Source organism: Methanosarcina spelaei, from assembly GCF_002287235.1.
Taxonomy (GTDB): Archaea; Halobacteriota; Methanosarcinia; order Methanosarcinales; family Methanosarcinaceae; genus Methanosarcina; species Methanosarcina spelaei.
The window spans coordinates 11,905-36,195 of the sequence record NZ_LMVP01000257.1 but is presented as its reverse complement, the minus strand read 5'-3'; the positions used below and the strand labels follow the sequence as shown (position 1 = coordinate 36,195).

The following is a 24,291-nucleotide window of genomic DNA, read 5'->3' as shown; positions in this document are numbered from 1 at the left end:
TAGGTTAATGGTGGAGTGTCTTAGGTAAATCGATGGGGAGAATACATGAGGAAGAGATTTTTTAGCGAAGTACTGAAGTTAATTAAATCCATTTCTTCTTTTTGGGAAGTCCTGGATGTATTAATTAGTGAGCTCATCCCAAAACCAATATCATTCCCAAATATATCATACAATTTTCATATTAAAAATTAGAGTGATTATTCAAAATTCAAGGTTTTGGGATAGGCTCAGTGAAAACGTTCAAATAAATAGGTGAAAATATCTCCCTGTAACAACAATGAATTATAAAGAAGGGATGAATCTACGACTGAAAATCTGAAAAAAGCCCTCCTGCAGAAATGCGAAAGTATGGATATACCCGTGGTTGGGGTTGCCGGTGTTGAGAGATGGAATAACCCTCCTTTTTTACCGTGGATGCCTGAAGAATTCTATCCTCAGTCAATATATCCTGAAGCAAAATCAGTGATAGTTATCGGATTGCCGGTACCCCTACCGGTGTTGGAAACTTCCCCCTCTTTATACTACCGCGAATTGTACAATACTGTAAACACCTTACTGGATCAGTACACATATAGACTTGCTAACTTCCTGACCGAGAGAGGATACCCGTCTATTTTCATACCTAGAGATGGGTACGGAAGCATTCAGGTACTCCTGGAAAATCCCATTGCCTTCTTTTCTCATAGACATGCTGCTTTACTCGCTGGATTGGGCACTTTTGGGGTAAATAACACTATTATTACGCCTCAATATGGCCCCAGAGTCCGCTTTGGTTCAATTCTGTCCACAGCCGAGCTTCCTCCGGATCCGATATTGGAGACTGAACTTTGCACTCGCTGTATGCGTTGTGTAAAAATGTGTCCATCAAACGCTCTTAATAAGGAAAATTATCCCAGCGGATTGACAGATAAAAAAGCCTGTTCCTCTTATAGCGCTGAATTAAACAAGCGTCACATTTCACCGTGTGGTATATGTATCAAGGTGTGTCCAGTAGGAAATGATAGAGTAGTATATAATAGGGAAAATAATTCAATATACGTAGATGAAAATCTTTTTGCCAATCACCATAAAGCCTGGAAGCATGTTAGATCTTATGGCGGAAAATTATAGGTTATGTCTTAATTATTGTAACACTATTACGACAAACTTTTGGTAAAATAAGCAACACTATACGATTTTTCGACTTCTGAAGTTATGTTATTAATTTTGGCACCTTAATTCAATTAATGTTTGTTCCTTATTTAAAGTTCATTATGTATTATATTATTTAAATATTAATATCTACATAAAATCTCTGAAATCGGGACTTTTTTTCTGAGTTTTTGATTGATTACAGTCAATTGCAAGCGTAATTAGTGTTAACTTCGGCAATTTAAAAGTCACAGATTGACTCATAAAAGACGAAAGGAAGGTAATCAGTATGATAAACAATATCAAGCGCCACGTTCAGTATCTATGCATCATATTGTTGCTGTTGACCTGCTGTGTGCACGCTGCGCAGAACGAAGATCATCACGTCAAGAATATTGTTCTGGTTCATGGCGCCTGGGTAGATGGTTCCGGCTGGAAAGGAGTTTATGACATTCTTGTCAGGGATGGCTACAACGTCAGCATCGTCCAGGAGCCCGAGACTTCATTCCAGGAAGATGTCAACGCTACGAAGCACGTCCTTGCTCTACAAGACGGACCGTGCATTCTTGTCGGTCACAGCTATGGAGGGTCCGTAATTACGGAAGCAGGAAATGATCCGTCGGTTGTCGGTTTGGTATATATTGCGGCTCATATGCCAGATGCTGGAGAGAGTGAGGCTATTGACGGAAAGCTCTTCCCAAGTGATCTTAGTAAGTCTACCGCTATAAAAAAGACAGTAGATGGTTTTGACTACCTTGACCCCGCGCAGTTTCATGAGTATTTCGCAGCCGACCTACCTGCAGAGCAAGCCGCTTTCATGGCGCGTTCGCAGGTGCTGATCGCCGATGCCAATTTTAAAACAGCCATTACCACACCTGCATGGAGAAGTAAACCGAGCTGGATGTTGGTGCCGACAAAAGACAGAACAATCAACCCCGACCTTGAAAGGTGGTATGCTGCACGGGGTAACAGCCAGACTGTCGAAGTCCCAGGTGCCAGCCACTCGGTCTACATCTCCAGGCCGAAGGAAGTTGCAGCTCTGATCGAAGAAGCTGCATCGCATGCTCGGGATAGAAAGTGCGTTGCGACCGTCAAATAATAAAAAAGCAATATTCTGGCTCTGGAAAAGTAAAGGAAGGTAAAAAAATGACTATCACAGCCACAAAACCGTTTTGTGATGGAATTGTTCCAGACAATCTCGCCAAATGCTGCAAGCGTTTCCTCGGTCCCTGCAAAGGTGCAATTTTTAGCCACTACACAGGGGCTACAACACTATTATGACGTCTCATGACGTCTCGCTCGGAATCAAGTAGGGACCCTTGTCACTGGGAGAACTAAGGTGACTTATTTTCGGAAACCTAGGATCTACTGAACAGCCGTTTCCAACGTATATTCAGAAAAATATTTGATATGTAATTGGCCTGCAGGAAGCATCGGTTGTCGCGATGGCCGATAGGTTCTCGCAGGCGATAAACAAACCCTTACTTGTGAATTTATATACATCCGCCGGCACTGGTAATGGAATGGGGAGCATCATGACTGCCCATCAAAACAAAATGCTGCTGATCATTACCCCTATTTTTGCCATAAGCCCAGTGAAAATGCAGTGTTTACGTCTTCTACTGGCATTTTAACTTTTTTATCATTTTGCAGGTAGTAATCAGACTGAACCATTAGTTGTTTGTGCTCTACCCCTTCGTCCCTAAACAGTTGCACATTGCATTTACTGCCATTTCGTCACAGGCATTTGAAACCAGGATATAGATCCTGTATGTCATTCTTTGTGTGAACAATCTACTCACCTTATCCTGAAGACTATTGTCCTCACCTTTTTCAGCATAATATTTCTCTGCACTTGTCATGACCTTATTGCAATACCTTCAAGCAGGAAAAAAGCCTTTTTAGCATTACTATCGCCATCACCAAAGAATTTCTTCTTCTTTGCAAAATAGTTTTCAACCGGACTGTATTTTTGTTCCATTTTATCACTTCACATTGCTAATTTTTAATCAAACTCATTAATACTGCGGCACCTTTATGTAATATTGGTTGAAAAACGCAATCAAGAAACTTTGGATAAGTTGATAGAAGAGAGTTAAAAAGGAATAATATAATTGGACTGGAAACAAAAGTGTAGAATTAATAATCACGAAAAGTCTACCGTGGAAACCTGTACCTCTCAAAATAGCCTCGTATGTTGGCTCTGTATTCCTCTGAGCCAAGGCTTTTCCTGAGTCAGATGTAATATGATTACCTTTGGATTTCTTAATACACATTTTTGGTAGGATATATAAAAACATCTAGCGATCGGAAATATTAAATATCTAAATGTTAGATACCTAACTATTAGGTGACTAACAATGGATAAAAACAATGGAAATAAAATACTTTGGATAATTCTTGCTGTTATATTGGTTGCTGATGTTATGGATATGTTAGATTCAACGGTGACTAATATCGCGGCCCCTTCAATCTCACAAACACTACATGGCGGCCAAATGCTAATGCAATGGCTAGGAGCAGCCTACGCGCTCGCAATGGGAGTATTTTTAATTATCGGAGGACGGTTGGGTGACAAGTATGGACAGCGGAAACTTTTCTTAATAGGCATGGCAGGTTTCACAGTTTCTTCTTTGAGTTGTGGTCTTTCTATTAATCCAATGATGATCATCATTTCCAGACTTGCTCAGGGAGCATTTGGAGCGATGATGATCCCTCAAGGTATGGCAATAATGGTTGAAAATTTTCCACGTGACATGCTTACTAAAGCTTTCGCTTTTTTTGGACCTGTTATAAGTATATCTATAGTGCTTGGTCCAATTTTTGCTGGTTTCTTGATTAAAGCAGATATTTTACATACAGGCTGGCGTTCAATATTTCTGATTAATGTTTTTCTCGGAGTTATAGGTTTTATCATCGCATACCAAGTTCTTCCAAAGAATAACGGAGATCGTTCCATTAATTTAGATTTTCTTGGATCAGGATTTCTCGGAGGTTTGATGTTCTTTTTACTGTATGGATTAATTGAGGGTTCGAATAATGGTTGGAGTGCAATTTCCCTGTTTTCGATTGGAATGGGCGCATTATTCCTTTGTCTTTTTGCTTGGCGACAAACGACGGAAACACATCCCTTAATCAAACCTTCGTTATTAAAAAATCGAGGTTTCACAGCCGGGCTTACTCTTGGTTTAGTATATTTTGCTGTTGTAAGCGGTCTTAATTATATAATTTCTATTTTCCTACAATTAGGCTTGGGAGCATCTCCATTTGAAGCTTCTCTTGAAATGAGCCCTTTAGCAATTGGAGTGATCATATCATCAATAATAGTGCCTAAGCTTATCAATAAGTTAGGAAGAGAAGTCATTTCGATTGGGCTTTTTACAACAGCTGTGGGGTTGTTTCTCTTCTACGTTTTAGTTAATCAAGCAGTTACGATTACTCTATGGAGCCTTTTTCCATCAATCTTTATAATTGGATTTGGTATGGGCTTTTGTATTGGAACATTATTTGATTTCGCCATTGGCGATATTTCTCCAGATGAAGCTGGTAGCGCCAGCGGTTCTTTGAGTGCTGTCCAGCAATTATCGGGAGGTATAGGAATTGCAGCTGTAACTTCTGTATTTTTTTTATCAACCAAGTCGGAAGGATTTGTTTATTCGATGCTGCTAAGTTTGATATTAATTATTGTGGCGATGGCAGCATGTTTCGCAATTGTACGTTTTCTCCCTCAAAAAAGAGGTGAAGCACAACATTAACGAAAAACACTTATTAACAAAACATGACCATAGATTTTTCATTATGGAGGTTAGAAATGACAACAGATGATCATAAATATCCTTATCATTTTTATTTAAGAAATTCAGTTTATAAAATTATGATGCAGGTCGATAGTAACCTGACGCAGTATGATATAACTAATCAACAAGCAAGAGTTGTTGGTTTTATTGGTGAAAAACAAGAAGAAGGAATTACTGTTTATCAAAAAGATATTGAGTCGTATATGGGTATTACTGGCGCTTCAGTTTCAAACTTATTGCGTGGACTTGAAAAAAAAGGATTTATTGAGAGAATAAGGAGTGCATCTGATGATAGAGCTAAAGAATTATCTCTTACCTTAAAAGGGAGAGAGTTGATCGCTACGTTTAATTCGGTTTTTAGTGAGACAGAGAATAGAATTGTACAAGGAATGACAGCGGAACAGAAAAAACTGTTTTTAGAGCTTTTAAAAATAGTCGTCCATAATTTTGATGGTTAACCAGATTTGAGTGGAGTTGATAATATTTCATCAGAAAAAATCTGGGAACGGGAACAAAATAATTCTCGTTAAGAGAACTAATCCGAACTCGGACCCTGAACATGAGCAGCACCTTTTCCAAAAACTAAGTGGCACTAGCGAAAATTGTATAATATAGTTTTTGGCCCCTAAATGTACCATACAGTTCTTTTACTACCTGCATAAAAGCTCAATAAATCCATTATAAATTGAAAATCAATAGCCGGAAATCATGAAATCTGAAAATTTACTGCTGATAGTGGGCTTGAAAACCGTATATCCAGTCTTTCCGATAAGGTTTTGTTGTCACAGATTTATCGTAAAAAAGGAAAATGCATTATTTACTCAGTCAATAATTCGCAGTCCAGGCAGGAACTCATGCTTCTTGAAGAGTCTCAGGAATCCCCCATTTACAAAACAATAAGAATAGTCTAATTGACCTGATTAAGAGCTATCTACCTGTAAACCCTGTTCATTTGAGCATTATAACATATTTACTCTGGTAAATAAAACTAAGTGCTCATATTATATTCAGTTGAGTATTATATTCAGTTGAGTATTATATTCAGTTGAGTATTATATTCAGTTGATTTTAGATATCAAATTTGGATATTAGAATCATAATGAAATATATAATATAACTATTCAGCCTATGTGAAACAGAATCTATAACCATCTTTATTAAAATTCAATCAACAAATTTCTGTAAATTGATTTTCTTAATTTGTTGGCAATTGACTGCATTTCTTCCTTTTCCGCAGGTTATTTCTTGGATTCCTCGCTTTCACTAAAATCAATATCCATAGACATGTTTGGATAGGCTGAATAGTTACTGTAACTAATACGTTTGGATAGCTGAATAGTTACTATAATTAATTCGATTGATTGAGTTGCAGATGATACCACTTATGCTGCATAGTTTTATTTTCACCTATAGCGAAAATATCGATACGTTGTGACTCCCACGAGACGGCTGCAGGAGCAGAATACAATTCTCCGCCTCTACAGATCCATTCATGCCAGGAACCGTCATACCATTTATGCTTCAGTGCATTATAATCCCCTCCAACTGCGAAACAATCCAACCGATAAGGTGCCCAGGAGGAGGTAGCTACACCGTCAGTAAATTCTCCACCTAGACTTTCCCAGTCATACCAGGTGTCATTAAATGACTTATGCTGCATAGATTTGTCTTTACCTAAAGCGAAAACATCGATACGACGTGAATCGGACGAAACGGCTGCAGGGGCAGAGTACAGTTCACCGCCCAGATCTTCCCAGTCATGCCAGGAGCCATCAAACGATTTATGCTGCAGTGTCCGATCAGTTCCAACTGAGAAACAGTCCAACCGACCGGGTGCCCAGGAAGAGACAGCTACACCGTCAGTAAGTTCGCCACCCAGATCTTCCCACTTGCTCCAGACTGGAGAAAAATTTTGTGGCGCAACGTCGTCAGCAGTTGAAACAGGATCAGCACCTGCTATTGCACCTGATAGTGTCAATGCAAATAAGATTGCAAGCAAAATAACCAATGTGTTTTTGATTTGTCCTTTCATCCTATACATTCCCGAATTTATAGTTCAATCTTATAAAGTTTGACAGTATCACGAATTTGCTGTAAATTTTAAATTAAATTTTCGTACACGGCGATGGAAATAAATTTACGATATAGAATTTTGACTCATTAACTTTTTAAATGTATGATTTTACAGAAAATCGGCATACTGCCAGAACTCCAGGGTATTTTGTCCCAGTATTTTTAAAAAGTAACTTCCTATATTGTATTAAAATATGAATATTAATAATTTGTTATTTATCTTTCTAAATTTATGTTAATATATATTTTTGAAGTTGTGGTGCAAAAAATCCGGTTTTAATCCAAAATTAGTGTGAATCATCACAATTAGGAAAGTTAATCCACTTCATTCCCGGAAAATTAGCGCACAAAGGCAAAAATAATATATTGAATTGCAGAAATATGATTTTCTTACTGCAGCCCTTCATCTAACCATCTACTAAATATTCAATAGAAAACCGGAGAATAATCCCATTTTTTAGCATAAAAGCACTATGACTTGAAAAAGTACTTTCTATTGGTAATTTATCATATAATCCTATAAAACCTTAGTTTGACGGTATAAAATAAATTTACTGACAAGCTTCAATTTTTTTGTCAATAATCAATTGACAGTGTTCATAAATTTTGTAAAATTAACTCTGATTTTCCAGCTTCACAATCACTATAAGGTAAATTTATAGAGATTTTAGCCATATTTTATCACTTTTGGCACCTGACTTTTTTAGATAATGTCTATATTTTATCTGAGATTCATGCTATCTGTCGAATTTTATACCAAGAATTTGGTCAAAAATCATAAAAATAACCATCAAGAGAAAGAGAATCATCTGTCAAATAAAATCGTAAAAAATTAGCAAAAATCTTTAAGGCAGAAAAAGCCAAAGGTATGATTAGAAGATAAGGAGCATGACAATGGAAGAAATAACAATCCACGAATTTGATTTTGACCTCATCAATGAATTTTTCACAGAGCTTGAACGGCAGGGACCCGGCAGCCCCGAAGAAACCATCAGGGCATTAAGTTTTATCGGAAATCTTTCAAACAAAACAAAAATTGCCGATTTAGGCTGCGGCACAGGCTTTCAAACAATAGTTCTGGCACAAAATACAGAAGCAACCATCACCGCCCTCGACCTTTACGCCGGCTCGATTGATAAACTTAATGCAACAGCCGGAAAACTTGGTTTGCAGAACAGGGTAAAAGGCATTGTCGGTTCAATGGATAATTTGCCGTTTCAGAATGACGAATTTGATCTTATATGGTCTGAGGGGGCTATTGCCAATATAGGTTTTGAAAAAGGCTTGAATCACTGGAAAAGCTTCCTCAAAAAAGATGGTTATATTGCCGTAACATATGAGTCATGGTTTACCGATAAACGCCCCACTGAAATTGAGAAGTGGTGGTTGGACGCAGTTCCTGAAATTGGCACAATAGGGCATAATATTTCCATCATGCAAAAAACAGGTTATATTCCTGTTGCCGCATTTACGCTACCTGAAAATTGTTGGATAGACAATTATTTTATTCCGCAAAAAGCAAGGCAAGAGGAATTCTTGAAAAAACATGCGGGAAATAAAACCGTTGAGGATATGATTGCATTTATGAGGCGTGAGGCAGACTTGTATTCAAAATACAAACAGTACTATGGATATGTATTTTATATTGGGAAAAAGATGTAAAATAATAACGGTTTACGCTGCCACTTCGTATACCAGACCAGAAACTGCTTAGCTGCCATTGGATGGCTTAACTAAACTCTAATGACTTGAGCAATTTTTGTGCAAAATCTGTTTTTACTTTCGATGCAACATTTAGTAAAATCCCCTCAATCTACTTTCCTTTTAAGCTATTTTTCCCCTCAAGTCACTCTCCTCTCAGACTACTTTTATCTCTTTTTCCAGCTTCTTCATCATTTCCCTTACCTGGATTGCCCGTTCGAAGTCCAGCCTGTCGGCAGCTTCCCTCATTTCGGTTTCCAGTTCGATAATCATATTGGGAATATCGGTTTTAGGGATGTGTTTGGTGTCGGTGATATCCACGACTTTTTCTCTAATGGGTTTCCTGATAGTTGTCGGAACGATTCCGTGTTCCGTATTATAGGCAATCTGCATGGAGCGGCGGCGCTCTGTCTCATTAACGGCACTTTTGATGGAATCGGTCATATTGTCGGCATACAGGACAACCTTCGAGCTGGCGTTCCGTGCAGCACGGCCTATGATCTGAATCAGGCTTTTTGAGTTTCTCAGGAAACCTTCCTTATCCGCATCCAGGATGCCAATGAAACCTACTTCCGGAATATCGAGACCTTCCCTGAGCAGGTTAATCCCTACAAGGACATCGAATTTTCCAAGGCGAAGTTCGCGAATTATTTCGGTCCGTTCTATGGTTTTAATGTCCGAATGCAGGTAGCGAGCTTTGATTTCGTTTCTGGCAAGGTATTCGGTAAGTTCTTCCGCAAGCTTCTTTGTCAGGGTAGTCACAAGGGCGCGGTCTCCCCTTTCCACAATTTTCCTGATCTCCTGCATAACATCCCTGACCTGTCCTTCGAGGGGACGAATTTCAATCTCAGGGTCAACAAGCCCTGTAGGGCGGATGATCTGTTCCACAATCTGGGCTGAATGCTCGCGTTCATAGTCTGCCGGAGTTGCCGAAACAAAAATCACGTTTTTCATGTATTTCTCGAATTCATCGAACTTCAGAGGCCTGTTATCGTAGGCACTCGGAAGCCTGAACCCATAATCTACAAGGCTCTTCTTTCTTGAGCGGTCCCCATTGTACATGCCGTGAAGCTGCGGGATAGTCTGGTGGCTCTCATCAATGACAAGCAGAAAATCCTCAGGGAAATAGTCAAGCAGGCAGAAGGGCTGTTCTCCTGGTTGTCTGTGGTCAAAGTGCCGCGAATAATTTTCAATACCTTTACAGCTACCGGTTTCCTGAATCATTTCCATATCATAAAGCGTGCGCTGCTTCAACCTGTGAGATTCAAGAAGCCCAAGCTCAGGAAGGTGTTCTTCGAGCTCTTTGAAAATGGACTGGATTGCACTTTTCTGCTCTTCCTCAGGAATTACATAGTGCCTGGCAGGATAAACAAAGAAATAATCCATGTCTTCTGTTCTCTGTCCGGCCTGTTTGTCCACCTCGGAAATCCTGTCTATCTCGTCTCCGAATAGTTCAATCCGGATAATATTATCAAAATATCCGGGAATAATGTCAATTGTGTCCCCTTTTACCCTGAAGCGTCCTGGCATGAGCTCAAGATCATTCCGCTCGAACAGGATTTCAACAAGTTTTTGCAGGATCTCTTTTCTCTGAACCTTATCTCCCACCTTTAATTCAAACCCCATTTTCTGGAAATTTTCAGGATTGCCAAGACCGTAGATGCAGGACACGGATGCAACTACAATAACATCATGGCGAGACATCAGGGAAGCAGTAGCAGCAAGACGCATCTGCTCGATTTTCGGGTTAATCTGGGCATCCTTTTCAATATACTGGTCCTTGGTAGGAAGATAGGACTCTGGCTGATAATAATCGTAATAAGAAACAAAATACTCTACCCTGTTTTCAGGGAAGAACTCCATGAACTCATTATAAAGTTGGGCGGCAAGGGTTTTATTATGAGCAATAACAAGGGTCGGTTTTTTGATCTGGTTTATAACGTTTGCAACAGTATAGGTTTTTCCTGACCCTGTTACCCCAAGCAGGGTCTGGTGTTGCTCCCCTTTTTTGAGCCCCTCCACAAGTTTTTCGATTGCCTGCGGCTGGGAACCCTTGGGTTCGAAATCGGAAACCAGCTTGAACTGAGGGCTGTTCCAGTATCGGGAATCTCGTAGTGTTTCAAATACTTTTTGAGACGATGGCTGTGATGTTTGATCAGAAGAATTCATAGAATCAAGACCTTAAAATTATGGAGATTTAAAGATGGACATATATCAACAGTATCAGTAACCAATTAATGATTTTCAGGAGTCAACAATTTTCAGGAATATGGGATTTTTGGAATTGACGTTTTGGAATTGACGTTTTGGAATTGACGTTTTGGAATTGACGTTTTGAAATTGACGTTTTTGGAATTGACATTTTTGCAATTTGGGATTTTTTTGCAATTGAGATTTTTAGAATCGATCTTTTTGACTCTGGAATTTTTGGATCAATCATTTTTAGGAATCATTGATTTTTGCCTCAGCAAACGGTTGTAGGTAATTGCGAACCTGTGAGCTTCGTCCCGGATTTCCTGGACAAAAAGTGAGGCTTTCTCATTTTTTTTGATGGGAAGAGGGGACTTAATTCCAGGCACATAGATTTCTTCTTCCCTTTTTGCTATCGAGATAAGAGGAACCCTGATTTTGAGCTTCCTGAGTTCCTGAAAAGCTGAAGAGAGCTGCCCTTTTCCTCCATCTATAATGATCAAGTCAGGCAGGTCGTGTTTGTCCTCAATCAAGCGGGAATAACGCCTGCGTACAACCTCGGCAATGGAAGCGAAGTCATCAATCCCTTCAACGCTCTCGATCTTGAAGCGGCGATAATTGTGTTTATCGGGTCTACCCCCACGGAACTGAACCATTGAACCGACCGTAGCCGTGCCTGAGAGATGGGAAATATCAAAACATTCTATGACATTAGGAAGTTTTGGAAGGGATAATTTACTCTGCAGGGCTTCAAGCTTTTTCCGGTCTCCGAAAAAGCCAATCTCAACATTTTTCAGAACAAGGTCGAGAAGTTCTTTTTTCTCTCCCTGTTTCGGAACCGTGACTTTAACTTTTGTTCCCTTGACATGAGAGAGGAAATCAACAAATGACTCTTCAAGCGATTCGGGCAGGATAAGTTCTTCAGGCGGCTCGTTCTCGGAATAATATTGCACCAGGAATTCCTCCAGGAAATTTTCCCCGAAGGCAAAAACATAGTCCTGCTTATCCTCAAGCGTGCCTTTGTAAACCTTGAAGAGCATGAGATAAACTGTATCATCCCTGACAATATAGTTCAGGATGTCCTCGTTATGCTTTTTCTGCCTCTCCATGTTTTGTTTTTCCTGAAGGTATTCAAGGGCTGCAATCTCATCCCTTAGAGATATGGCTTGCTCGAATTGCTGTCTTGATGCCAGTTCCTTCATCTCTGTTTCCATGGATTCTATGAGCTCTTTGATATTGCCTTTAAGAACAGAAGCAGCTTTTTTAACTTTCTCGGCATAGTCTTCCGTGGAAATTGCACCTATGCAGGGCCCGCTACATGCCGCTATATGGTATCTGAGACAGGCCCGTTTCGGCATCTGTTTGCAGGTCCGGAGCTGAAAGGTCTTTCTTACAACCTCAAAAATGTAATCTCTTTCCTTTGCCGAGACAAACGGCCCAAAAAAATTTCCACTGTCTATCCTTTTCCGGGCAAGCCTGATCCTTGGAAACTTTTCTTCTGTTAAGTGAATGCAGGCATATCGCTTTGAGTCCTTTAGAAGAATATTGTACCTTGGCCAGTGTTTCTTAATAAGGGTGTTTTCCAGAAGGAAAGCCTCTACTTCCGTGTTCGTGACAATAAAATCAAGGCCCCTTACAGCTTCCATAAGGCTAGCTGTTTTTGGGTCGTGATCTCTTTTCTGGAAGTAGCTGCTTACCCGCTTTTTGAGGTCCTTTGCCTTGCCCACGTAAATCACAGTCCCCTCTTCATTCTTGAAAAGGTAACAGCCAGGTAGGTGAGGAAGAGCCTCCAGGTCAATCATTTTTAAACCTCTTGTTCAAGTTTCAAGTCTTTAAAGGGAGCTTAAACTCGTTTTAAATAAACTGCTCTCCAAGTGCTTTATCTGTCCTGTGTTTGTTATGCTTGAAATCTCTGGAGTTTTCAGAGTCTTCTTCAAAGTCTTCTTCAGAATCTTCCTCAAAGTCTTCGGAATCCCCGTACATATCGTCTTCAACTTCATCAGAGTTGGCCTCAAATTCCTCTCCTTCTTCGAAAACAGCCTCTATGGACTCTTCTCCCGACATACCAAGATATGACGCTGAAAGCTTGGGAGCAAGGAAACGGGCAGTGTGGCTCCCCTGAACCGTGGACACTTCCTCCGGGGTTCCTTCGGCAATAATTTCTCCGCCTGCGTTCCCGCCTTCGGGACCAAGGTCGATGATATAGTCTGCGGATTTAATTACATCCAGGTTATGCTCTATCACAGCCACAGTGTTTCCTTTTGCAACAAGCCTGTTGAGAACTGCTACAAGTTTTTTAACGTCATGGAAATGAAGCCCGGTTGTGGGCTCATCAAGGAGGTAAATCGTTTTTCCGGTACATTTTTTGGAGAGTTCCCTTGTCAGTTTGATCCTCTGGGCTTCCCCGCCTGAAAGCGTTGTTGAGCTCTGGCCTAGTTTGATATAGCCCAGCCCGACTCTTGTTAAAGTGTCGAGTTTGTTTTTGATTCCAGGAATATTCTCAAAATGTTCGGCAGCCTCTTCAACGGTCATATCCAGGACTTCTGCAATCGACTTACCCCTGTATTTTACCTCTCGGGTTTCCCGGTTGTAGCGTGTGCCCTTGCATTCCTCACATTCAATGTAAACATCAGGCAGGAAATTCATTTCGATTTTTATCAGCCCGTCTCCCTGGCAGGCTTCACAACGCCCTCCTTTTACGTTGAAGGAGAAACGTCCGTTTTTATATCCCCGGATCTTGGCTTCTTTAGTATCGGCAAAAGCCTGCCTTATGGAATCAAAAACCTTGGTATAAGTAGCAGGGTTCGAGCGAGGAGTCCTGCCAATAGGGCTCTGGTCAATAACGATTACCTTGTCGATTTCTGAATCGAAAACCAGCTCGTCATAGTCCCCTGGTGTTACACTTGATTTGTTTATTTTCTTTGTCAAAGCTTTGTACAGGGTATCGTAAACTAACGTGGACTTTCCTGAACCTGAAACACCTGTAACTACGGTCAGGACCCCTATGGGAATATTCACGTCTATGTCCTTCAGGTTGTTCGCCCTGCATCCTTTAAGCCTTATGAATGCGTCACTACGCCGGCGAAGAGCAGGCGGATTTATCTGTTTTTCTCCTGAGAGGTACTGGCCTGTAAGGGATTCCGGATTTTTTTCGATCTCTTCAGGTGTGCCTTCGGCTACTACATAACCACCATGCACGCCTGCACCCGGACCTACATCGAGCACATAGTCCGCAGCCCTAATAGTATCCTCATCATGTTCCACGACTATCAGGGTGTTTCCAAGGTCCCGCAAGGTCTGAAGAGTCTGGATAAGCCGTTCGTTGTCTCTCTGGTGCAGCCCTATCGAAGGTTCGTCGAGCACATAGAGCACGCCCATAAGGTTTGAGCCAATCTGGGTAGCCAACCGGATTCGCTGGGCTTCTCCGCCTGAGAGAGTGCCTGCACCTCTCGAAAGGGTAAGATAACCGAGCCCTACATGCTCTAAAAAGCCAAGCCTTGAGCGGATTTCCTTTAAGACCTGCTTTGCGATCTCTCTTTCCTTTTCCGAGAGTTCCGCATTTTCAAAAAATCGAATGCATTCCAGAATTGAGAGATTTGTTACATCTACAATAGACTTTCCACCGAGCTTTACTGCAAGCACTTTTTCCTTGAGACGCTTACCTTCGCATTTCGGGCAGGATTTGACCTGCATGAATTTTTCAAGTTCTTTTCGGCGATATTCGGATTTTGTCTGGCTGTATAGCCTCTCGGATTGCGGAAGCAGCCCTTCCCATGTTCCTTTATGAGACCAGTGAGCGTCCCCGTTTTTCATGCTCATGCTGAACTGCATGAGTTCGTCCGAGCCGTACATAAGCGCATTATACTGCTCATCTGTGAGAGCCTCAATTGGAGTAAAAATATCAAAACCAAAATGCTTTGCCACAGCTGCCAGATGCTGGCTCCGATAACTGTCCAGGTAATTCCTATACAGAGCGACAGCTCCGTCTGCGAGGCAGAGCTTTTTATCCGGAATAATGAGGTCAGGGTCGAACTCCATCTTGATCCCGAGCCCGTTACAGGCTTCACAGGCCCCGAAAGGACTGTTGAAGGAAAACATCCTGGGCTGAAGTTCTTCAAAAGCCATGCCGCAGACCGGACATGCCATGTTTGAGGAATAAAGGTGGTCTTTTCCTTCCGAATCAACCGCAATTAAGAGCCCGTCTGCTTTCTGGAGGGCATTTTCACAGGCCTCGACAAGTCTGGAACGATCCTCTGAGGGGTCCAGACGGTCAATAACGACTTCAATATCATGCTTTTTGTAACGGTCAAGGGTAATTTCGTCGTCAGTCCTGTGAATCTCACCGTTTACCCTCATGCGGGCGAAACCTTCGCTGTTAAGTTCCCTGAAAAGCTGCTGGTATGTTCCTTTTTTCTGCCGGACTACAGGCGCGAGAATTGTAATCATGCCCTCACATTCCCTGTTCAGGCTGTCCGCAATCCTTTCAGGGGACTGCGACTCGATTTTTATGTTGTGAGTAGGGCAGTAAGGTGTGCCTACCCTTGCAAAAAGCAGCCTCATGTAGTCATAAATTTCAGTGACTGTCCCAACCGTACTCCTGGGATTTTTCGAGGTCGTTTTCTGCTCAATTGAAATTGCCGGAGATAACCCCTCAATGCTGTCAACATCCGGCTTGTTCATAAGCCCGAGGAACTGCCGTGCATAAGCTGAGAGTGACTCCACATAGCGCCGCTGCCCTTCGGCATAAACCGTGTCAAAAGCCAGGGTGGATTTCCCTGAGCCTGATACCCCTGTAATAACAATTAGTTTGTCCCGCGGGAGTTCCACCGTGATGTTTTTCAGGTTATGTTCCCGTGCCCCTTTAATAACAATATTTTTCATTTTCCTTCTCTCGGGTTTTTGTCCAGTTGAATCGGTTAGATGAGAATTGATTGGATGAAATTCGTTAGATGAGAATTTTTTGGATGAAATTCGTTAGATGAAAATTGGTTAGATGAAGTTCGTTAAATGAGAATTTAAGGCCAGAATAAAGTCTGGATTTCATATTAGAGTAAATTTTAGAGTAAAGTCTGGATTTTGAAGTTAGATCTCTAAAAATCCAGGAATAAATGGATTTATGATTTTAAAGGAATTTTTTTGAAAAGTTTAAAGCTGAAGTTTACTTGTCAAGCCATTTTTCACAGGCAGATAATTCCATGTATTATTATAAATAAGTAGTGATAATTACCCAAGGTTGATTTCACTCCTATGGCATACGACGGTTTTAGGATTCATACTACCCCGTTTTTCAATACATACAGCAAAATGCAGACTTTTTATTAATAGAATGATATAGCGTAATGAAAGTATTAAGCAGTAAACAATCGATTTTTAGAGTCTATACTTAGTAGATTATGTTTACGGATATTGAATTGTATAGCATTCTTACGTTCAATTTTAAGTCTGTTTGTCTTCAATACTTTCAGTCCAGAATAATCATTTTCTCTACAAGCCAGCGTGAATAAACCTGTTAAGCCAGGAATTCATCCCCAAAAAAGAAGGAGGAAAAAGGTCAATAGACTGCAAGAAGAGCTATATTTGAACCTTTAATAATACAACGGATGGCTAGATTATGCCTATCATATAAATAATTATCTACTTTAGAATATTTTAGTAGATTTGTATAAATTTTTACTGAATTAATGCTGTGGCTGCATTCACATTCTTTATAGTTATCAATATATCAGTCTATTTATTAGTCTATTAACAGGCGTCTTTCAATTATCAGTGTGTAAATTTATTAGCGATATTTACTAATTATTAACGTATAAGTGGATTAGATGTATAATATGTATATTTAAAGAATGATTCTAAACGAAACACGGTACTTTTTAAAAATTTTTGTTGACCCCAACTATATTTATATATTGCAGAAGTCTTGTTGATTTACGATGCTTCTTTTTGGACATATTGGGGTTACATTGGGGATATTCTTCGTAATTGGGATTTTCAGACCTCGGTTAAAGACCGTTATAGATCCGAAATACTTAGTCATTGGAGCTCTTTTGCCCGACTTAATCGACAAACCTCTAGGAATGATTATCTTTGCTTCTACCTTTGCAAACGGACGTATTATATGTCACACTCTGTTATTCGTTCTTCCCCTATTCCTGTTAGGTTTATATCTGTACGAAAAGAAAAAAGATATTAAGGTTCTTAGCCTTGCCTCAGGCTCTTTCTTTCACCTCATGGAAGATCAAATGTGGAAAACTCCCAAAACTCTGCTCTGGCCCCTCCTGGGACTGCAATTCCCCAAAAATCAAGTGGATTTCAACGGAATTGAATACTTGACAAGACTGTTCGAAAACTCGTTTACATTTCATATCTCGCGTTCTTCCACCCCTGAAATCCTGGGTATGGGGATAATAGTAATTTTGACTCTACACTGGTTAATAAAAGAATTTGGGCAAAATAAGTTTTAACAACGAAAGTTACGATAGCACATCCCTATTCAAACAACGAGATACTTTCGTGTCACCTCTCCAGGTTCAGTTAAAGGAAATAATAAACCTGGACGCTTAGGTTTCAGAAGTTTGAGCAGAAGTAGTTAGCTCATCCCAGAACCAATTTACTTCCGCATCAAAGGAGAGCAGAGCTCAAACAGGTACTGCCGTCGCTAGGGTTCATGACTTTTCATAGGCGCTGTACTTCGCCATCAGAAAAAAGGCTTTTTTGTGGACCTTTTACCAGATCACCGGCCTCTCTATTTCTGGTCTGTATAGTTTATCCGAGGGTTTTACGTTCGGGAAAACCCTGTAAAACTCAGGCACGTTGAAGACTACACCATTGACCCTGAACCTGGCTGGTGAGTGCGTGTCAGTCAATACCAGCGTCCTCAAGGACTCATTCGTGTTCGATTCCCTCCAGATCTGGGTGAAGCTTAAAAAGAATCTCTGGTCTCCAGTGAATCCGTCGATTGTTTCCGGCTCTTCTTTTAATGAGAGCTTATAGGCGTGGTAGGCCACAGTCAATCCGCCGAAATCTGCTACGTTCTCAGGCAGAGTCAGGTTACCGTTGACGTACAGGCCGGGTAGAACCTCAAACCTGTTATATTCGTCCACCAGAACCTCCGTATTTTTATTGAAGTTATCGGCGTCTTGCGTTGTCCACCAATCCGTCAAATTTCCACTTGCATCGAACTTCCTTCCCTGGCTGTCGAAGTGGTGAGTCATCTCGTGTCCTATAACAGAACCTATGGCACCATAGTTGACAGCGTCATCGGCATCCTTATTGAAGAAAGGCGGCTGAAGAATACCTGCCGGGAAGACTATGATTATTTTATTGTAGTCCGCATAGGCATTAGTTTCCTGGGGGTTCATTTCCCACAGTTTGCGATTTACAGGCTGGCCTATTCTATCCAGACCATCTGGACCGTGATAGAACTTGAATTTAGAAGCCCTGAGGACATTCATGACATATGAGTCGTTTTTAACTTCAAGCTCCGAATAGTTCAGCCATTCATCAGGATAGCCTACCTGTACATCCAGAGCTTCAAGCTTTTTGAAAGCTTCTTTCCTGGTTTCAGGCTCCATCCATGTAAGGTTTTGAAGTCTCTCTCCAAAGGCCTTCTTCAGGTTGAATACCATTTCCTGCATCCTGGCCCTGGAATCGGGATCAAAATATCTATCCGCATAGACACGGCCTACAGCCTCGCCTATGGCCTCGTTTTCCGCATCAATAACTCTCTTCCAGCGTGGCTTCATTTCCTGCTGGCCATTGAGTTTTCTCCCAAAAAAATCAAAATGTTCCTGCTCTACATCTGAGCTAAGGTAAGGAGACGTCCCTAAAATCAACTTCCAGCGCAGGAAGGTCTTCCAGTCAGCTATACTCTCGTCCTGAAGGGCGATGCTTAGCTCTTTAAAAAATGAAGGATTTCTGACATTGACCTCAGTTACATCAGGACAAACCAGAGAGCCAAAGAGACAGGACCAGTTAATGCCTGGAGCAAAGCTCTGAAGTTCCTCAAGACTCATCTTATTATACGTTTTGACTTCATCGTGGTTATCAACGTTGGTAAAGGATGCATTGGCCAGCCTGGTCTCTATCCTCATCACGGTCCTGGCATTACTCTCAGCGATTTCCGGACTATCACCAAGGAGGACGAACATCCTTGTAACATGAGTCAAATACTGTTCTCTGATCTTAATAGATTCGTTGTCCTGCCTGAAATAGAAATCCCTATCCGGAAGGCCCAACCCTCCCTGACTAAGGGTAGCAATCATGGTCTTGCTGTTCTTCTTGTCAGGTGCGGCATACATTGAGAAGAAAGGGTCCAGGCCGTACTCCATCATTTGCGTCGAAACGGTCTGGAGATCGGAGGCACCGGAGATATTGTCTATCATCTTCAGCTCGCCTTTAATTGGGTCAAGGCGCTGCTTTTCCAGAGTAGCATTATCCATTCCCATACTGTAGAACTTGCCAATTTTCTGCTCGAGGCTTCCATCAGGAGCTGAGGTATTATTGGCTGCACTCTCCACTATTCCTTTAACACGGTTATAAGTCCTGTCCTTTACTATCTCGAACTCTCCGTATCGGGTTTTGTCCGGGGGCACAGGATGGCTTTTTATCCAGGCTCCCTCAGAATACTCATAGAAGTCGTCTCCAGGTTTTACTGAGAGATTCATGCTTCCTGGGTCGAAAGCTTTTTCCTTTTCTGAAGTGCTCATGTTACTCCTCAAGGTTTCGGAAGAACCAAAAGCTACAACGGTTAAAGCGTTAACTAGTACGATACCAAAAGTGAACAGACTTATCACTCCCTTCCTATTCATGCCCCTTCAACCCTACCCTCAACTACTACGGATTCTGATCCTTAAAGTACAGCTTCAAAAACGCTTATTTGAACTTTTTAGGAATCCTTCATCTTACAATATAGGACACATATCTGGTAAAGAATCACACCGAATAGATGTTGTGATCAAGTAAACTACAAAATTCCTGCTTCGATAACATTATTTTTTAACTGTAAGCTCGCTATACCGCAACCATCCACAAGTCCTATTACTCCTGTTATAGAACATAATTATTCCCATAATTATTTTAAACTACTTATACTAAAATTAGCCTTAGTTCTAAAATTGTGATTTTTGATGTGATTTTTAATATTATACAACTGGCTTGGAACTGAGTAGGAAACAATAAACCAAAGGAAACAATAAGCTAAGGGAAACAATAAGCTAAGGGAAACAATAAGCTAAGGGAAACAATAAGCTAAGGGAAACAATAAGCTAAGGGAAACAATAAGCTAAGGGAAACAATAAGCTAAGGGAAACAATAAGCTAAGGGAAACAATAAGCTAAGGGAAACAATAAGCTAAGGGAAACAATAAGCTAAGGGAAACAATAAGCTAACCTACTTTCAAAGTTTTAAAACTTTTGTATAATAAGTGGCCTGGAAAGTCGAGAGACGAAAATAGAATCGCAGGAATGAAAAATTGTTCAGCATGGTAACTGTGAAAGAAAAAAGAAATTCTGAAGAGAAAGAGAAGAAATTATGAAATAGATAAAAATGGAAAAATTAGATGAATACAGGAAAAATCCGGGAAACTTGTGCGAGATCACCGGATTTTTCCTGCTTTCCAACCTCTTTTTGTAAAATCCAAAGGATTTTACCCCAATTTCTTACTATTAATGCCTTTTTTGGAAGGCATCTTACTTTTATCATGAACGGATACACTTTGTTTTGACCAGTGCCCTGCAAGAAAAGCTCCGGACAGGTTGTGCCATATACTGAAAATCGCGCCTGGAAGCGCTGCTGTTGCTGTGAAATGCTTTATTGCAAGAGCGACGCTCAGGCCGGAATTCTGCATCCCGACCTCGATTGCAATAGTTCTTGCTTCGGTTTCGCTGAAACGTAGAGCCTTTGAAACCCCATAACCGCCTGCGAGGCCAAGCCCGTTATGTAAGATCACTGCAAGCAGAACCAGAGGGCCGCTTTTTCCAAGGTTCGCGCTGTTTGTCCCTATAATTACCGCGATGATAATTACTATGGCTGCGGCTGAGATTGCCGGAAAGACCTCACGTACTGCGTTTATCCTTTTCTCAAAGAAGTAGTTAATTGCAAGCCCGAGTACCACAGGCACGATTACCACATTTACAACGCTTACGAGCATGCCCATTACGTCAACATCTACAGTCTGGCCTATAAAAACCCAGGTAAGGAAAGGTGTTGCTAGAAAAGCAATCAGGGTAGAAACCGAGGTAAGTACTATTGAAAGGGCCACATCGGCTTTTGCTAAATACGAGATCACATTCGAAGCCGTGCCACCAGGACAGCAGCCCAGCAAAATCACGCCAGCAGCCAGATCAGGTGGAAGTTTCAGAACCTGGCAAACTATCCAGGCTGCAAGCGGCATAATAGTGTACTGCATTAAGGTGCCCAGGAGGACTACCGAAGGCCTTTTCAATACTGCAAGGAAACTGTCCACAGAGAGGGTGATTCCCATCCCGAGCATAATAAGGCTTAGAAAAGGTACGATAAGCCCCTGATGAGGAGCAAAATATTCAGGATAAAAATATGCCACGACCGATAGAAGAACCGCCCAGAGGGGAAACAGGGCCGTAAATTTTTGAAGCATTTTTTGATACACTATCTCACCAGATTTGAAGGATAAAGCAGGCGTGCTAAAGCGTAAGTTGTAGAGGCTAGTTAACTAAAATTAATACAGTAAACTCATACAAAGATTATTTTTCTAAACATCACTGTATATTTTTCAGAATTCTCTATATTTCACTACATACTTTTTTAAGCATCACTATGGGTTTTTCTAAACATCACCATAGTTTTTTTAGACATCACCATAGTTTTTTTAGACATCACCATAGTTTTTTTAGACATCACCATAGTTTTTTTAGACATCACCATAGTTTTTTTAGACATCACCATAGTTTTTTTAGACATCACCATAGTTTTTTTAGACAGCGCCATATATTTTTATAAATAGCACTTCACACTTAACTCATAGCAAATGCTCTTTACTGAAATAGAAAGCTGAATAGAAGCTTCAGGTGACAAATAAATAAAAATTGTTATTTAAAAATATATCTATTTCTTTACAATAAATATTAAGGCTTTGTATAATTTAGATATTCTGCCTGCGCCTGCTCTACATCGTCATGCTCTCTCTACATTGTCGTATGTGGTCAAATTCATGAAAGCAGGTGAAAAGTATCAGCCCTGACATGGATTTGCCAGGTGTCAATCTCAGGATCAATCTCCCACATCCCCTTCAATCGTGATCTCATGGGAGTTCACACTAACCCTGATAAATTCAATTGGAATCTTCACCGGTATCATGTTACTGGCAGGTTTAAGAACCTGGAAAGGATCTTCGATCTCGAACGCTGCCGGAATCTTGAAGGTAAGGTAGTCATAAAGATCGTTAAGTAAAGTTCTGACGATTCCGATGTGCTGGATCATATCAATGAACCATTTTCCGATATCGTCCGGAATATTAATTATATTCCGCATGATGTTGTCAATCCCACCCAGAATCTCAGATACAAGTTTGATCGCCGGTTCAGGCGCTTTTGAAGAGCTAAGAAGATCGTCGATCGCGTGCTTCATGCGGCTTCTGAAGAGATCTCCTACACTATCGGCGATATTGGTAATGTAGAGATCGGAAGGCAGGGTCGGAACGAAAGCAATCTGCCACCGGTTTGGCGTCCCTGAGCCGATTCCATAGAATGTCTCTAACTGCGTATTGAAGACCAGCTCCGAGGTGATAATCCCACTTAAATCTACTGGAACGGTAATGTCCGGACTGCCGCTGAAGAAACTGTATGAGGGGAGAGTTACGCACTTCTTGCATCCCACGATCGGGACTTTGCAGGAAGGATACGGTGGATTTACACAAACCTCACCGCCCCCCACAGAAATTTTGGGGATATCTATCCCGATATTGAGTTTGAATTTGTCCCATATGACATTCAATTCCTTGATCACAATTATACCGTCGTCCCTTGTCTCCACTGAACCGCCTTCCAGATGCGCCATCACATCATAGTTAACTGAAAACGAGCTATAGTTATCAGTTCCTGATTTTAAGAATCGGAACTCCTTTACAACGGCAGTGAAGATTCTTTCGAATGCGTCTGCGGAAATAGCAGCACTGAAGTCAAAGGCTCCTTTTCTACTTCTCAATCTACTTGTCCTTGTGACGGTTTCAGGAGACTCGTTTTCAGAGGAAGATGGCCCTAAAGGAGGCAGGTCGAGCGCAATATTTTCTAGGTTGACAAAAAGTTTTAACTGATTATCTTCTACAGCCGGATTATAGGGGACTGCAGTTGATGCCGAGAAAGTAAGGCTACCCAGGCTTTTAGGAAGACTGATGGCATTGAAAACGAGTGCTGAGATTGCATCTGTTATCTTGGGTAGAATTCCCTGGTTCAAGGTGAAGAGAGAATAACACTTAATTATCTTCTCCAGGCTGTCGGATTTAAGTTCAGGGATCTCTATGCCGGATATCTTCATCGATATATTTTGCTTCCCTGGCACGCCAACGATCTCGCAACCACCGGTCGCAAAGAGATTTAGACAAACGCATTCGATACTTTCCTTTTCCTTCTTTATGTTGCTGGTATCTTCTTTCGTTATGTTGCTGGTATCTTCTTTCGTTATGTCGATGGTATCTTCTTTCGTTATGTCGATGGTATCTTCTTTCGTTATGCTGCTAGTAAGAGGTAAAATGCTTTTTCCGGACTGGCAGATGAGGCCGGCACATACATCAAAGTTGACCGCAAACTGCTGGTTTCTGAGAGGAGAATTCATTTCTACTGGAAGACTCAAAGCGCTTCCAGGGAAAAAGTCTACAGTTCCTTTAGTTAACTGGATGATATAGTCAAGAGTAATTGGAGTCTGGATAACAGGTAAAGGGTTCATCACGGTTATCAATGGATTGTTTGCCTGTACTACCTGTGGCACTGTGCGAATGTCCAAGCAGATTGGCCAGGGCCCAGTTACAGGAAGAGTCGACCCATAGTTAAAGAGCGATGGCCGCTGTGCCATAACATGGGAAAGGATACGAGTGATACCGGTATCCCTTACCGCGACATAAATATCGGAATACTGGGTAAACGTCATCCCACGCCACCCACCTTAGAGAGTTTTTCCCCATTCATTGTGTTCACCATATTATGTTTATGCGGTGGATGCGTATCTTTTTTATCTTTGTAATATTTATTTAAGACCTGTTCCAATTTTCTGTCAATTATAATAATACTTGAGGATGCCTTATAACACGTTAAAATGCCTTATAACACGTTAAAATGCCTTATAACACGTTAAAGTGCCTTATAACACGTTAAAGTGCCTTATAAACACATGAAAGTACCTTTTGTGTTTTCCTGCACACCTACTTGCTACC

Annotated in this window: 16 protein-coding genes; 7 read left to right on the top strand and 9 right to left on the bottom strand. The window is 41.1% G+C overall.

Translation table 11 applies throughout. The annotated features are described in order from the left end of the window. Positions 1-348: 348 nt before the first annotated feature. The 3 genes from ASJ81_RS12480 (at position 349) to ASJ81_RS24230 (ending at position 2,412) form a co-directional block, all read left to right on the top strand. On the top strand, positions 349-1,110 hold the full coding sequence (locus ASJ81_RS12480) for an epoxyqueuosine reductase (RefSeq protein ID WP_095644718.1): 762 nt from the start codon (positions 349-351) through the stop codon (positions 1,108-1,110). Positions 1,111-1,486: 376 nt separating this feature from the next. Continuing rightward, on the top strand, positions 1,487-2,230 hold the full coding sequence (locus tag ASJ81_RS12475) for an alpha/beta hydrolase (protein ID WP_212556073.1): 744 nt from the start codon (positions 1,487-1,489) through the stop codon (positions 2,228-2,230). Positions 2,231-2,277: 47 nt separating this feature from the next. Then, positions 2,278-2,412 carry a hypothetical protein gene (locus tag ASJ81_RS24230; RefSeq protein ID WP_275112557.1) on the top strand — a complete coding sequence of 45 codons (135 nt, stop codon included), beginning with the start codon at positions 2,278-2,280 and terminating at the stop codon, positions 2,410-2,412. 407 nt (positions 2,413-2,819) lie between these two features. Here the strand turns inward: ASJ81_RS24230 and ASJ81_RS22830 are convergent, their stop codons facing one another. Then, positions 2,820-2,993 (bottom strand): hypothetical protein, encoded by a 174-nt coding sequence (locus ASJ81_RS22830; protein ID WP_170943302.1) that lies wholly within the window; start codon positions 2,991-2,993, stop codon positions 2,820-2,822. Further along, the gene (locus ASJ81_RS24225) at positions 2,990-3,112 is read right to left on the bottom strand and encodes a hypothetical protein (protein WP_275112556.1); all 123 of its coding nucleotides are present in this window, start codon (positions 3,110-3,112) and stop codon (positions 2,990-2,992) included. Before ASJ81_RS24225 ends, ASJ81_RS22830 begins: the two co-directional genes overlap by 4 nt. Positions 3,113-3,491: 379 nt before the next feature. On the opposite strand from ASJ81_RS24225, the gene ASJ81_RS12465 reads away from it, so the two are divergent. Next, positions 3,492-4,886 carry an MFS transporter gene (locus ASJ81_RS12465; protein WP_095644715.1) on the top strand — a complete coding sequence of 465 codons (1,395 nt, stop codon included), beginning with the start codon at positions 3,492-3,494 and terminating at the stop codon, positions 4,884-4,886. Between the two features lie 56 nt (positions 4,887-4,942). Beyond that, a complete protein-coding gene (locus tag ASJ81_RS12460; RefSeq protein WP_170943301.1) occupies positions 4,943-5,386 on the top strand; it encodes a MarR family winged helix-turn-helix transcriptional regulator in 444 nt (147 codons plus the stop codon). Positions 5,387-6,276: 890 nt separating this feature from the next. Here the strand turns inward: ASJ81_RS12460 and ASJ81_RS12455 are convergent. Further along, on the bottom strand, positions 6,277-6,960 hold the full coding sequence (locus ASJ81_RS12455; protein ID WP_095644713.1) for a hypothetical protein: 684 nt from the start codon (positions 6,958-6,960) through the stop codon (positions 6,277-6,279). A 935-nt stretch (positions 6,961-7,895) separates the two neighbouring features. On the opposite strand from ASJ81_RS12455, the gene ASJ81_RS12450 reads away from it, so the two are divergent. Continuing rightward, the gene (locus tag ASJ81_RS12450; protein WP_095644712.1) at positions 7,896-8,663 is read left to right on the top strand and encodes a class I SAM-dependent methyltransferase; all 768 of its coding nucleotides are present in this window, start codon (positions 7,896-7,898) and stop codon (positions 8,661-8,663) included. 195 nt (positions 8,664-8,858) lie between these two features. Here the strand turns inward: ASJ81_RS12450 and uvrB are convergent, their stop codons facing one another. The 3 genes from uvrB to uvrA form a co-directional block, all read right to left on the bottom strand. Further along, positions 8,859-10,871, bottom strand: a complete 2,013-nt coding sequence (uvrB, locus tag ASJ81_RS12445; RefSeq protein WP_095644711.1) for an excinuclease ABC subunit UvrB — start codon at positions 10,869-10,871, stop codon at positions 8,859-8,861. 263 nt (positions 10,872-11,134) lie between these two features. After that, a complete protein-coding gene (gene uvrC, locus ASJ81_RS12435) occupies positions 11,135-12,694 on the bottom strand; it encodes an excinuclease ABC subunit UvrC (protein WP_095644709.1) in 1,560 nt (519 codons plus the stop codon). Between the two features lie 52 nt (positions 12,695-12,746). Further along, positions 12,747-15,773: an excinuclease ABC subunit UvrA gene (gene uvrA / locus ASJ81_RS12430; protein WP_095644708.1), complete on the bottom strand. Its 3,027-nt coding sequence runs from the start codon at positions 15,771-15,773 to the stop codon at positions 12,747-12,749. A gap of 1,049 nt (positions 15,774-16,822) precedes the next feature. Between uvrA and ASJ81_RS12425 the strand changes: the two genes are divergently transcribed. After that, positions 16,823-17,353 (top strand): metal-dependent hydrolase, encoded by a 531-nt coding sequence (locus ASJ81_RS12425; RefSeq protein ID WP_095644707.1) that lies wholly within the window; start codon positions 16,823-16,825, stop codon positions 17,351-17,353. Positions 17,354-17,614: 261 nt separating this feature from the next. Here the strand turns inward: ASJ81_RS12425 and ASJ81_RS12420 are convergent, their stop codons facing one another. From ASJ81_RS12420 to ASJ81_RS12405, 3 genes are all read right to left on the bottom strand, one after another. Further along, a complete protein-coding gene (locus ASJ81_RS12420; protein WP_095644706.1) occupies positions 17,615-19,699 on the bottom strand; it encodes a M13 family metallopeptidase in 2,085 nt (694 codons plus the stop codon). Between the two features lie 836 nt (positions 19,700-20,535). After that, positions 20,536-21,504: a bile acid:sodium symporter family protein gene (locus tag ASJ81_RS12415; RefSeq protein WP_095644705.1), complete on the bottom strand. Its 969-nt coding sequence runs from the start codon at positions 21,502-21,504 to the stop codon at positions 20,536-20,538. A gap of 632 nt (positions 21,505-22,136) precedes the next feature. Beyond that, positions 22,137-24,008 carry a hypothetical protein gene (locus tag ASJ81_RS12405; protein ID WP_095644703.1) on the bottom strand — a complete coding sequence of 624 codons (1,872 nt, stop codon included), beginning with the start codon at positions 24,006-24,008 and terminating at the stop codon, positions 22,137-22,139. Between the last annotated feature and the right edge of the window lie 283 nt (positions 24,009-24,291).